The 12,456-nt window shown below is 69.2% G+C and carries 10 protein-coding genes and 1 pseudogene; 4 read left to right on the plus strand and 7 right to left on the minus strand.

The window, feature by feature from the left end:
- The first annotated feature begins 4 nt into the window (after positions 1-4).
- The gene (locus QK291_RS12580) at positions 5-697 is read left to right on the plus strand and encodes a GntR family transcriptional regulator (RefSeq protein WP_282382324.1); all 693 of its coding nucleotides are present in this window, start codon (positions 5-7) and stop codon (positions 695-697) included.
- A gap of 87 nt (positions 698-784) precedes the next feature.
- On the opposite strand, the gene QK291_RS12585 is transcribed toward QK291_RS12580, so the two are convergent.
- The 4 genes from QK291_RS12585 to QK291_RS12600 form a co-directional block, all read right to left on the minus strand.
- Positions 785-2,467, minus strand: a complete 1,683-nt coding sequence (locus QK291_RS12585) for an ATP-binding cassette domain-containing protein (RefSeq protein WP_282382327.1) — start codon at positions 2,465-2,467, stop codon at positions 785-787.
- Between the two features lie 43 nt (positions 2,468-2,510).
- A complete protein-coding gene (locus QK291_RS12590; RefSeq protein ID WP_282382329.1) occupies positions 2,511-4,499 on the minus strand; it encodes a penicillin-binding transpeptidase domain-containing protein in 1,989 nt (662 codons plus the stop codon).
- A 114-nt stretch (positions 4,500-4,613) separates the two neighbouring features.
- Positions 4,614-5,270: a response regulator transcription factor gene (locus QK291_RS12595; protein ID WP_282382330.1), complete on the minus strand. Its 657-nt coding sequence runs from the start codon at positions 5,268-5,270 to the stop codon at positions 4,614-4,616.
- Positions 5,267-6,640, minus strand: coding sequence for a sensor histidine kinase (locus QK291_RS12600; RefSeq protein ID WP_282382332.1), 1,374 nt, complete (start codon positions 6,638-6,640; stop codon positions 5,267-5,269). Before QK291_RS12600 ends, QK291_RS12595 begins: the two co-directional genes overlap by 4 nt.
- Positions 6,641-6,827: 187 nt before the next feature.
- On the opposite strand from QK291_RS12600, the gene QK291_RS12605 reads away from it, so the two are divergent.
- Complete coding sequence (locus tag QK291_RS12605) at positions 6,828-7,922, plus strand: ABC transporter permease (RefSeq protein WP_282382334.1); 1,095 nt, start codon at positions 6,828-6,830, stop codon at positions 7,920-7,922.
- Between the two features lie 87 nt (positions 7,923-8,009).
- Positions 8,010-8,711 carry an ABC transporter ATP-binding protein gene (locus tag QK291_RS12610; RefSeq protein WP_282382336.1) on the plus strand — a complete coding sequence of 234 codons (702 nt, stop codon included), beginning with the start codon at positions 8,010-8,012 and terminating at the stop codon, positions 8,709-8,711.
- A gap of 34 nt (positions 8,712-8,745) precedes the next feature.
- On the opposite strand, the gene QK291_RS12615 is transcribed toward QK291_RS12610, so the two are convergent.
- From QK291_RS12615 to QK291_RS12625, 3 genes are all read right to left on the minus strand, one after another.
- Positions 8,746-10,185: an NAD(P)/FAD-dependent oxidoreductase gene (locus QK291_RS12615; protein WP_282382338.1), complete on the minus strand. Its 1,440-nt coding sequence runs from the start codon at positions 10,183-10,185 to the stop codon at positions 8,746-8,748.
- Entirely contained in the window at positions 10,178-11,647 is a 1,470-nt protein-coding gene (locus tag QK291_RS12620) for a glycosyltransferase 87 family protein (RefSeq protein WP_282382340.1), read from the minus strand. Before QK291_RS12620 ends, QK291_RS12615 begins: the two co-directional genes overlap by 8 nt.
- 160 nt (positions 11,648-11,807) lie before the next feature.
- Positions 11,808-11,948, minus strand: a complete 141-nt coding sequence (locus QK291_RS12625; protein ID WP_282382343.1) for a hypothetical protein — start codon at positions 11,946-11,948, stop codon at positions 11,808-11,810.
- Between the two features lie 281 nt (positions 11,949-12,229).
- Here QK291_RS12625 and QK291_RS12630 point away from each other — a divergent pair.
- A pseudogene (locus QK291_RS12630) lies at positions 12,230-12,456 on the plus strand (IS30 family transposase); the annotation flags it as partial.

Genomic DNA, 12,456 nt, shown 5'->3' on the forward strand with positions numbered 1-12,456 from the left:
TCCGGTGGCCGGGCGAATTGCAGCAGTCTCGATCGTGGACGCGGTCGCTGCGGACCTGCGAAGCCGGATCTTTGCCGGTGAGCTGGGATCCGGGGATGCCCTGACGGAGTCAGAGGTCGCCTCCGCGTACGACGTGGCGCGGCCGACGGCGAAGGCCGCGATCGAGAAGCTCGTGGCCGAGGGACTGCTGGACCGGGGGACCCACAAAACCGCCCGGGTGGTCGACCTCGGCCCGGACTCGGTGCGGGACATCTACCTGGCCCGCGCGTACCTGGAAAGTGAAGTGCTCCGCCGGCTTGCCCGCACCCGGGAAGTGCCGGCCGCGGCGGTGCAGGCCAACCGCGACATCGCGGCCGTGCAGTCCGGGGCCCCGCTCGACGTCGTCGAACCCGACATGCGGTTCCACACCAGCCTGATCGACGCCGTGGGCAATGAACGGATCAGCAGGATGTATCGCTCGCTGGTGGGCGAGGTACGGCTGTGCATGGTCCGGGTCCAGTCCCTGCACCTGCTGGACACCGCGCTGATCCAGGCCGAACACCAGAAAATCCTCGAACTGATCGGGGCCGGCCAGGGCGGGGCGGCGGCCGAGTTGCTCGACGAGCACCTGGGGCGCGCCCGGGAACGGCTGGTCGCCGCCATGGGCGGAACCGCCGGGCCGGAGGCCGAGCAGCCGTCCGGGCTGCTGCCGCAGTAGCGCGGCCCACCCGCCAAACAACGCGGGGTCACCTAGCGCCCATTCCCGGGGGTTTATGGGCGATAGGTGACTCCGCGTTGCTGGTGGTCAGCGGACGCGCTGGACGCGCTTTTCGTCCCAGACGGGCTCGGCCGACTCGTAGACCTTGCCGTCGGAGCCGAAGACCAGGAAGCGGTCGAAGGTCCGGGCGAACCAGCGGTCGTGCGTGACGGCCAGTACGGTTCCCTCGAAGTGGTCGATGGCGCGTTCGAGCGCCTCGGCCGAGTGCAGGTCCAGGTTGTCCGTGGGCTCGTCGAGCAGCAGCAGGGTGGCGCCGGAGAGCTGCAGCAGCAGGATCTGGAACCGGGCCTGCTGCCCGCCGGAGAGCGACTCGTACTTCTGCTCCGACTCCGGCGCCAGACCGTAGCCGTCGAGCGCGCCGGCCGCGGCCTCCCGTCCCATGCCCGAGCGGTGTTCGTCGCCGCGGTGCAGGATTTCCAGCAGCGTCTTGCCCAGAAGATCGGGCCGGATATGGGTCTGGGCGAAGAAGCCGGGGCGGATGCGGGCGCCGAGTTTCACGGTGCCGTCGTGCGGGACCTCGGCGATGTCGACGTCGGAAACCGGCAGGTGCTCCCGTTCCGGGTCGGTGCCGCCGGTCGCGAGCAGGCGCAGGAAGTGGCTCTTGCCGGAGCCGTTGGAGCCGAGCACGCCGACGCGGTCACCGAACCAGACCTCGGTGGAGAAGGGCTTCATCAGTCCGGTGAGTTCCAGCTTCTCGGCCACGACGGCGCGCTTGGCGGTCCGGCCGCCCTTGAGCCGCATCTGCACGTTCTGCTCGATCGGCAGCGCCTCGGGCGGACCGGCTTCGAGGAACTTCGCCAGGCGGGTCTGCGCGGCGTGGTACCGGTTGGCCATGTCGGAGCGGAACGCGGCCTTGTTCTTGTACATGTTGACGAGTTCCTTGAGCTTCACGTGCTCCTCGTCCCAGCGCTTCCGGAGCTCCTCGAAGCGGGCGTTCCGGTCCGCGCGGGCGTCCACGTAGGAGCCGAAGCCGCCGCCGTGGATCCAGGCGCCGGCGCCGTTGATGCCCGGTTCGAGGGTCACGATGCGGCCCGCGGCATTGTTCAGCAGTTCCCGGTCGTGGCTGATGAAGAACACGGTCTTCTTCGACTCGTTGAGTTTGGCCTCGAGCCAGCGCTTGCCCGGGACGTCGAGGTAGTTGTCCGGTTCGTCGAGGAGCAGCAGCTCATCGGGGCCGGCGAAGAGTGCCTCAAGCACCAGGCGCTTCTGCTCGCCGCCGGAGAGGCTCGACGCCGGGCGGTGCTGCGCGCGGTCAAAGGGCAGGCCGAGCGCGGCCATGCAGACTTCGTCCCAGACGGTCTCGACGTCGTACCCGCCGGCGTCGCCCCAGTCCACGATGGCCTGCGCGTAGGCCATCTGCGTGGGCTCGTCGTCGTGCTCCACCATGGCCAGCTCCGCCGCGTCCACGGTACGGGCGGCGGCGGCCAGGGCGGGCGGGGCGGCGGAGACCAGCAGGTCGCGGACGGTGGATTCGTCCCGGACCTGGCCGACAAACTGGCGCATGATGCCCATGTTGCCGGAACGGCCGATCACGCCTTCGTCGGCGATGAGGTCGCCGGAGATGATCCGGAATAGCGTGGTCTTGCCGGTTCCGTTGGGTCCGATCAGCGCCGTTTTGCTCCCGTCGGGGACCTTGAAGGTCACGCCGTTGAGCAGCTGGGTGCCGTCGGAGAGGAAGTAATCGATGTTGGAAACGTCAATATGAGCCACGCTTCCATCCTCCCACGGCCGCCGTTGCGGCCCGTCGACGGCCTTAGCCCGCGGCGGTGAGGAACTCCTTCAGCAGCGGACCGGAGACGGTGGCGCCGAGCCCGCCTTCCTCCACGAACACGGCGACGGCGAGGTCCCCGTGCACGGCCACGATCCAGGCGTGGGTCTTGGGCGGGTTCTCGCTGCCGAACTCGGCGGTTCCCGTCTTCGCCGCGACCGGGGCGCCCGGGACGGAGGCGAGGAAGCCGGTGTGCCCGGAGGTGACCACGGCACGCATCATGTCCGCCAGGGCGGCGGCCTCGGCTGCGGTGACCGGCGTGCCGGAGGCTGGCGCCGGGGCCGGGGCCGAAGCTGACGGCGTGGATCCGGCAGAGGGGGTGGAACCGGCCGAGGCGCCCGTGGCCGCGGCCTCATCGGCTCCCGGGTTCAGCACGAGCTGCGGCGACACCGGCGCGCCCTTGACGACCGAGCCCGCCATGACGGCGGCGGCCAGCGGGGACATCAGCACCTTGCCCTGGCCGATCATCGAGGCGGCGTGCTCGGTCCCGGTGGCCTCGCCCGGAACCGAGCCCAGGAACGCGCCGGCCCCCAGCGCCGGGGCTTCCACCGCGACGCCGAGGGACGTGGCGGCGGCTTCCAGCTGGGCCTGGCCGACGCCGTTGCGGGCGTTGATGAACGCGGTGTTGCAGGAGTGCGCGAAGGCATCGCGCAACGTCACCGATCCCAGCGAGGACGCGGGGTAGCCCTCGGCGTTCTTGAAGGTGCGGCCGTCGACGGTCAGGGTGCCGGGGCACTCCACCATGGACTCCGGGGTCATGCCGTTGCGGATCATGGCCAGGGAGTCCACGATCTTGAAAATGGAACCGGGGGCATACTGCCCCAGCAGGGCGGTGTCGTAACCGTTGCTGCCCGGTCCTGAGGCGGCGGCCAGGACGGCGCCGCTGGAGGGCCGGAGCGCCACAATGGCCGACGCCGGGCCCACCTTCGCCAGGACGTCCTCGGCCAGCTGCTGGAGGTTGGGATCCAGCGTCGTTCTGAGCGGCGTTCCGACCTTCATGTCGGCCTGGAAGAGAGCGCGGCGCCCTTCGTTGAGCAACGTCTGCCGTTCTGTGGCGGTGAGGCCGGCCTTCTCGGCGAAGACCTGGGTTCCGTTGCTGCCGCGCAGCTGCGCGTCGTATTGCTGCTGCAGACCGCCGCTGCCCGTGGTGTCACCGGCTTGGAGCGCTCCGCCGGATTTCTCGATCTGTTCGGCGTTGGCCTCGGCTGCGGTGCCCAGCAGGGCGCGGGCGAACGTGCGGGTGGGGGCCAGGGGGAGGAAGTCGCGAATGGCCCGGGCGCCGGGAATGTCGCCGATCTGGTTGTCGGAGATGGTCCTTCCGTCCTCGCGCAGCGTAATGGCGGCAACAAAGGCCTCGGGGCCGGCCGCCTGGACCTGCTGGACGTAGGCTGCGGGGTCTACTCCCACGAGTTCGGCGAGCTTCGTGGCGGACACAGCCGGGTCGGCGGCAGCCAGGAGCGGTTTGTCGATTCCAACGTTCACGACCGGCCGGGAGGTAACCAGCTTGGTGTCACCGGCACCCAGGATCTCCGCCCGCTGCGGAGCCTGGGACAGGGTGCCAAGGATTTCTCCCTCGGCCAGCCCGGGAACCAGCGTCGCCGGGTTCCAGATGGTCAGCCACTGGTCGCCGGACTTTTTCAGTTCTGCGGAGGTGGTGTACTTCCATTCGCCGGAGCCTATCTTCCAGCTGTAGTTCAGTGGGACCGTGGCAGTGTCCTTCTCCAACGTCAGTTCGCCGCTTTCCACCGCGGGCCTGACCGGGTCAAGGGCCTTGAACACCTCGTTGAGCTGCTCATTGGCAGCGCCGGAGTCCTTGCCCTCGAAGGCGACGGATCCGACGTCCAGCGCAGAGACGGCGGACGCGAGCTGCTTCGCGGCGTCGCGTGCGCCGGCGCTGCCGTCGTCGCAGGACACCAGCGAGGCGCCCAGCATAAGACCAACCAGGACAATTGAAATTCTCGATATTTTCCCCACCGCGCCATTATGCACCGAGCCGCAGACAAAGTCCTTGTCACAATCTGCCGTCACATTCAGCTTCCCCGCGACCGAGAAGGAACGCGACCAGGGGCGCGGCGGCAGCGTCCGGGCTCAGAAGCGCCGGATGATCCGGCGCTGCGCGGCCACGGAGATCGCGGCCGTCCGGTTGTCCACGCCGAGCTTGCCGTAGATGTGCACGAGGTGGGTCTTGACCGTTGCCTCGGAGATAAACAGCTGCTTCGCGATGGCCCGGTTGCCCAGTCCGGTGGCCAGCAGCTCCAGCAGCTGGATCTCGCGCGCGGACAGGACCGGTTCGGGACTGCGGATCCGCCCCATCAGCCGGGCGGCCACCGCGGGGGCCAGCGCGGTCTGGCCGGCCGCCGCGGCGAGCACCGCCTGGCGGATCTGCTCCGGCGGGGCGTCCTTGAGCATGTAGCCGCTCGCCCCGGCTTCCACCGCGGCCAGGATGTCAGCGTCCGAGTCATAGGTGGTGAGGATGAGCACGGGCGGGGCCGGCTGGCCGGCCTCGCCCGCCTTGATCCTGCCGGTCGCCGTGACGCCGTCCATGCCCGCGCCCATCTGCAGGTCCATCAGGACGACGTCGACCGGCTCGCCGAGGGTATGGAGCCGGGAGAGCTCGGCCAGGGCCGCGCCGCCGTCGGCCGCCTCGGCGACGACGGTGAGGCCCTCGAAATCTCCCAGCATGGCCCTCAGGCCGGCCCGGACCACCGGGTGGTCGTCCACCAGCAGGACGCGGATGTCGTTCACGCCGGTCTCCCGGGCGGGGAATCACCGAGCGGGAGCCGGATGGCCACCACCGTGCCTTCGCCGGGGGCGGACTCGATGTCCAGGCTGCCGGACAGCGCTGCCACCCGTTCCTGGAGCGATTTGAGTCCGTAGCCCGAGCCGTCGGGGCGCCCGGCGGGGCCCGTGACCGCCGAGGGATCGAAGCCCGCGCCGTCGTCGTAAATATCCATCGCCACTTCGCTGCCCAGGAAGGACAGGGTCACGACGGCGGTGCCCGCCTGGGCATGCACCCATACGTTCGCGAGGCTTGACTGCGCGGCCCGCAGCAAGGTGGTGCGGTACGGGTTGGGCAGGTCCACCGGGGTTCCCTCCAGGTCGAAGCGGCAGCGCAGCCGGGTGCCGCGGGCGGCCGCCTCGGTTTCGGTCTTTTCGCAGAGCCGGCGCAGGCTGTTGACCAGGGGGTCCTCCGGCGGACTCCCCGCCAGCGTCTCCACCGAGGTGTCCCCTGACTGCTCCGCCGAATCCTCCGCCAGGGCGGGCGGCTGCAGGCCGCGGACAAAGTTCCGGGCCTCGGCCAGATTGGCCGAGGCCGTCTCCTGGACGGTCCGGAGCCGGTCCCGGGCCGTGGCAGTGTCCCCGTCGTCGAGGGACTTTTCCGCCGAGCGGCCCATCAGCACGATGCTGGAGAAACCCTGGGCCAGGGTGTCGTGGATTTCGCGGGCCAGCCGTGCCCGCTCGGCCAGCGTGCCGGCGTCGTGCTGGCTGCGGGCAAGTTCGGCGCGGGTGCGGCGCAGCTCCTCGGCGGCGAGGCGCTGCTTTTCGGCTTCCAGGTAGAGTGCCCGGTACGCCAGCCCCGTGACCACGGCAAAGGCCGCCCCGAACGCCGGCCCCAGCACCATCGGCAGCTGCAGGGCACCGCCGTCCGCTGCGGAATTGTGGAACCACAGCGCCACGATGACCAGCACCGTGCTCAGTGCGATCGCCGGCAGCGCCAGCCGCAGCGGCAATACCTGCAGCTGCAGGAAGAAGAGCGGGAAGGCCAGCCAGACGAAGTCGGCGCTGGCCCAGATCAACAGCAGCCAGAGCAGGCAGACGGCCGCCAGCCACAGGTGCGAATACGGCCGCGGATCGAACCTGGACGGATCCGCAGAGTGCCGCTTCTCCAGGACGGTCCCCAGCACGTAGACAGCCGCGAGAATCAGTGCGAGGCCCAGGGCGGGCCAGCCCGTGCCCTGCAGGCCGGTGCCGAACAGCCGCACCACGGCAACCAGAAGCAGGACCGCGAAGCCGCTGTGCAGGCACACCCGCAGGACACGAAGTATCACCGCGGCATCCGGGGCGCCGGCGGCGGTGGATGTCCCTGCTGGCGTGCTGCGGGCCTTGTCGTCCATGCATTCAGCGTAGCGCCGGGGCGGGCCGATTCCGGTCGACCTGCCTGCCCCCGGGCCACGATCAACCTTTCGGTTGACCCTCCGGTCAACCACTCCGGCCCGCAGTCCCCACCGGGCGGGCGATGCCGGCGGAGCGGCGTAGCGGGAGGGTTGGAACAAGGCCACAAACCCCAAGAAAAGGACTGCCATGTATCTCGCTCTCCGCGACCTCCGCTTCGCCAAAGGACGTTTCGTTCTGATGGGCGGAGTCGTTGCACTCATCACCCTGCTGCTCGTCCTGCTCTCCGGACTCACCGCCGGTCTGGGCAACCAGTCGACGTCGGCCCTCGCCGCCCTCCCCGCGGACCAGATTGTCTTCGGGGCCCCCGCCGGAGACAGCGCCAAGGCGTCGTTTACCGAATCCGAGATCACCCGCAGGCAGTGGTCCGAGTGGGACTCCCGGGAAGGCGTGGCGCACGCCGAGCTGCTGGGTATCAGCCAGAGCCGGTTCCAGGCGATTGGCCTCGCTGGCGCCCCTTCCGGGACGGCCAGCGTGGCGGTCTTCGGCACGGAGGGAAGCGGCCTGGCGCCGGTCCCCGTGGCCGAGGGAACGGTCGTGATCGGCAGCGGCCTCGCCGAGGAACTCCAACTGCGCACCGGCAGTAAGGCCACGGTGGGCGGTACCGAACTGACCGTCTCGGCCGTCGTCCCGGACCAGTGGTATTCCCACACCGGAGTTGTCTGGACCACCCTCGGCGACTGGCGGACGCTGGCCCACATCGCCGGCACTGATGCCGCCGCGACCGTCATTGCGATCACCGCCGACGGAGGACAGTCGCTCGACGTCGAGGCCGCCAACGCAGCGGCCGGGACTGTGAGCACTACCCGGGACGGGTCTTTCCAGGCCCTGGGATCCTACAAAAGCGAAAACGGTTCCCTGCTGCTGATGCAGGCGTTCCTGTATGGGATCTCAGCCCTGGTCATCGTGGCATTCCTGACCGTGTGGACCGTGCAGCGCACCCGGGATATCGCGGTCCTCAAGGCCCTCGGGGGATCCTCCGGCTACGTCCTCAAGGACGCGATGGTCCAGGCGGCGTTCGTGCTCCTCGCCGGAGCCACGGCCGGGGGCGCAGCCGGCGTGGCCGGCGGCGTCCTCGCCGCCGGGGTGGCCCCGTTCCTGCTGACCCCGCAGACCACCCTGCTGCCGGTGGCGGGCATCGTGGTGCTCGGACTGGCGGGCGCGGCCGTGGCGGTCCGGAGCATCACCCGGGTCGATCCGCTCCTGGCCTTGGGCGGCAATTAGCCGCCGTTCCGCACCGCACCTCACCTCACCTCACCTCACCTCACCTCACCTCACCTCACCCAAAATATTCCATGAAAGGCATACATCGTGAACACCGCCCTTAATCTCGCCAGCGTCACCCTGGAGTACCCCGACGGCGACGGCACCCTCAAAGCTCTCGACGACGTCAACGTCAAGCTCGCCCGGGGGGAATTCCTGTCCCTGGTCGGACCCTCCGGGTCGGGCAAGTCCTCCCTGCTGGCCGTCGCCGCCACTCTCGTCAGGCCCACGGCAGGTCTTGTGGTGATCGGTGGCATCGATGCCGGGGGACTGTCCGAGGCGGAGCGCACGTCGCTGCGCCGGGACCAGATCGGCATCATCTTCCAGCAGCCGAACCTGCTGCCGTCCCTGACCGCGCTGGAGCAGTTGGTGATCAGGGACCACCTGCGCGGCAAACCGGCGCGGGCGGCCACCCGACGTGCCGCCGAGCTCCTGGATCTCGTTGGTCTGGACCCGGCAGCCGGGAAACGGCCCCACCAGCTCTCCGGCGGCCAGCGGCAGCGGGTCAACATCGCGCGGGCCCTGATGGGGGATCCTGCCGTGCTGCTGGTGGATGAACCAACAGCCGCCCTTGACCATGACCGCAGCGAGGCGATTGTGCGGCTGCTGCGCCATGTCACGGAAGAGTTCGGCGTGGCGACGGTGATGGTCACCCACGACACCGGATTCGTCCCGCTGACGGATACAGTCGCCAGCATGCGTGATGGCAGGATCTCCGCCCTCCGGCCGGTCAGTCCATCCCTGGCCTGAGGTCCTGGCCCGCGGTGCGGGTGCGGCAGCTGCCCTAGATCCGGAGGGACGGCACCCCGAGGCCGAATATGTCCCTGAGGGCATATTTAGCGGCGTGGAATCCTGGCATGCCTGTCACGCCGGGCCCCGGCGGGGTGGAGGAGGAACAGAGGTAGACGCCGGGCAGCGGAGTCCGCCACGGGACCGGGCTGAGGACGGGCCGGCGGATGATGCCGCGGAGATCCATCATGCCGGCGCTGAAGTCCCCGCCGACGTAGTTCTCGTTGTACGCACCGAGTTCAGCCGCTGTCGTGACGTGATGGCCGAGGACGAGGTCGCGGAATCCGGGGGCGAAGCGCTCCAGCTGGGCGGTCACGGCCTCCGCCATGTCCACGGTGGATCCGGCCGGCACATGGCAGTAACTCCACAGAACGTGCCGGCCCTCCGGTGCCCGTCCGGCGTCGAAGCCCGATGGCTGGGAGACCAGGACATAGGGCCGTTCCGGATGCCGCCCCGCGGCGACCAGGTTTTCCGCCTCGGCCATCTCCGCACGGGTACCGCCCACGTGGACCGTGCCGGCGTCGGCAAGTCCGGGCGCCGCCCACGGCACCGGGCCGGAAAGGATGAAGTCGACCTTGCAGGCCGCGTTTCCGAACCGGAACGACTCAAGGGCGCGGCGGTAGCCGTCGGGGAGCCTGCCTTCCGCCATGCGCAGCAGCCCGGGCGGCGCCACGTCCAGCAGCGTGGCACGGACCGGGGGCAGCTCGTCCAGGGATCCGATCCGGGCCCCGGTTTCCACCGCCCCTCCGTGCGCTTCAATGTCCGCAACCATGGCCTGTGCGATCGCCGCGGAGCCGCCTACCGGGACCGGCCAGCCGACCGTGTGGGCCAGGGTCCCCAGCATGAGGCCGGCTCCGGCCGGAGCGGGGGCCGGGAGTTGCCCCACCGCGTGCGCGGCGACCCCGGTCAGCAGCGCGGGCGCCAGATCCTCCCGGAACCGAAGCCCCCAGAGCGGTGAGCCCTGCTCCAGGACCCGGGCTCCGAACAGGGCGGCGGCCACCGGGTCGCGCGGTATGCGCAGGAGCTGGTTCAGCGTCAGGTCCGTGATGCCGTCCGCGCGCTGCACCAGCGGGCCCATCAGCCGCCCGAAGGCGCGGCCGTCGCGTCCCAGGCCGGCAACAGTGCGCTCGAGTGAGCGGTATGCCAGCGCCGCCCTGCCGCCGTCCAGCGGTGTCCCGTAGGAGACCTCGGGAACCTCGAGCCGGATCCGTCGGGACAGCTCGAACTCCCGGAAGAACAGCGAGGCCAGGGCCATCGGGTGCACGGCCGAACAGACATCGTGAAAGTGCCCCGGCTCCATGAGTTCCGTGGTGCGCAGCCCCCCGCCCGGGGTGGGCGCCGCCTCGTAGACGTGCACCTTCAGTCCGGCGCGCGCGAGGGTCACCGCCGCGGCGAGCCCGTTCGGTCCTGATCCGACGACAGCGACGTCAGGCATCCGCGGACGCCCTCCGCCTGGGCAGCACGGACGCCGCAGGCCGCAGCAGGTCGACCCGGAACCGGTCCGGAACCCCTTCGAACGGCCCGCCCTGCGGATCATCCATCCCGTATCGGCGGACCACGTCCTGGCTGGGGTCCCAGACCTCCCAGACCACCCGCGCCATGAGGTAGCCGGTGGCGATCATGTGGAAGACCACGGCGAGGACGTAGTAGGGCATATCAATATTGTGCTGGGAGACGCCCCCGCTCGTCACCTGTCCAAGGTACATCCAGACGGCCGCCCAGTGCAGCGCCTCGAAGGTCTGCCAGACCAGGAAGTCGCGCCAGCGCGGCCGGGCCAGGGCAAGCAGCGGGATAAGCCAGATGACGAACTGCGGTGAGTAGACCTTGTTGGTAAGGATGAACGCGGCCACGATCAGGAAGACGAGCTGCGCAAGGCGGGGCCGCCGGGGCGCGGCAAGGGCCAGCAGGCCGATCAGCACACAGGCCAGCACGAAGAGGTTCAAGGCCAGGGCGTTGATCGCCTCTGGCTGCAGGGGGAACCAGCCCAGCCGGTCGGCGACGAGGTTGTAGGCAAACCAGGGCGAGCTGTAGCCCGCGGGCCGGTCCTCGGTGAACTGGTAGAAGTATTTCCAGCCTTCCGGGTTTACGACGAAAACCGGGACGTTGACGGCCAGCCACGCGGCGCCGGCGGCGCCGGCCGTGACCAGGACCGCCCGGATTCTCCCGGTGCGCAGGGCCAGGAGCAGGACCGCGCCAAGAATCAGCACCGGGTAGAGCTTGGTGGCGGTACCCAGCCCGATGAAGATCCCGGCCAGTACGAGCTTGTTCCGGGAGAAGCAGTACATGCCCAGGGCCAGCAGCCCCACAGCCCACATGTCCCAGTTGATGGTGCCGGCCAGGATGAGGCCGGGGGCCACCGCGACCATCGCCGCGTCCCAGGGCCGACGGCGGGCCATCCGTGCTGTGGCGAGGACCGTGACGATCCAGACGGCCAGGATCAGGCCGGCGTTGATGTCGAAGTAGGCCAGGATCCGGCCGGCCGAGACGCCCTCGCCGGGCACGAGCAGGGCCGTGGCGCCGGCGATGAATCCCATGAGGACGGGGTACTCGAAGAACGTCCCCTGCGAAATGAAGGGGAACGCGCCGTCGCCGAGGCCCCGGTTCCTGAACAGTTCCGGGAAGTCCGAATAGCAGGTCGCATAGAACTGGCCCGGGGTTTCCCAGCCATTGCCGCGGCAGAAGGACTTGAGCAGGATGCCGATCACGGCTGCCAGAACGGTGAGTAGGATCAGGACGCGTTCGACGGTGAAAAATCCGGGGGAGACGATGCCGGGGGCAGCGCGGCGGCCCATGGGTCCACCGATCAGCTCCGTGAAGTTCCTCAGCAGGGGGTCGCTGCGGCTTGGAATGACCAGTCGGACACGTCTGCGGTGCTCCGGCGGCTTAGTCTCCTGCATGACCCCGAGCTTACCGGGGCAGCCACGGGTGGCGGTGCTGCGCCGGGCAGGCGGCTGAACCGGTGCTTAAACGAGGGAGCCCACGCGCTGCCGCGTGGGCTCCCTGCAGATCAGTTCCGCTGTCAGTCATCGGTTACTCCTTCGATGCACTGGACCTGCCTCAGCGGATGAGGCCCATCTGGTGCATGACGACGTAGACGTCTTCACGCTTCTGGTCGAGGAGTTGTCCGTTGAACAGCGTCGTGTGCCGTGGGGCCGGCTTGAGGGCCCGGCGCAGTATGCCCTGGAGTTTCTGCTTCATGGTGGTCACCTCCCTCCGCCGGCTCGTGCTTAGCGGTCGGGCTGTGGTGCTGGCAATTGTCACGATGGACCTTTCATAGGTACTGCGGGAACGAGGGGAATTTGGCATGCCAATTAAGGCCCCTGTGAATTGAGGAAGAAAAGGCCGTAATTGGGCAAAGAAATGCCCGCCGCAAATTAATCGGTATTCGCAAAGCGAAAGGAGGCGGCGGTGTCATAGCGTCGTAGCAACAACATTGGTTTGAGCGGTGGGAGTTGCTGGTGGGTCGCAGGGCGTTGACGATGTCTGACAGGGCGGATATTGCGGTAGGTATCAAGGCGGGGTGGACGGATCGGCGGATCGGTGCCGATATTGGCCGGGATCACACCGTCGTGTGGCGGGAGCGTGGCCGTAATTCCACGAAGACCCGGGGATACCGGCCGGTGACCGCGGATGTGAAGGCCGAGAAGCGGAGGTCTCGTGCGCAGGCCCGGAAGATCGATGGGAATCCGGTGCTCGAAGCCCGGAT

Origin of the sequence: Arthrobacter sp. AL12 (assembly GCF_029960645.1) — a bacterium.
GTDB lineage: Bacteria > Actinomycetota > Actinomycetes > Actinomycetales > Micrococcaceae > Arthrobacter.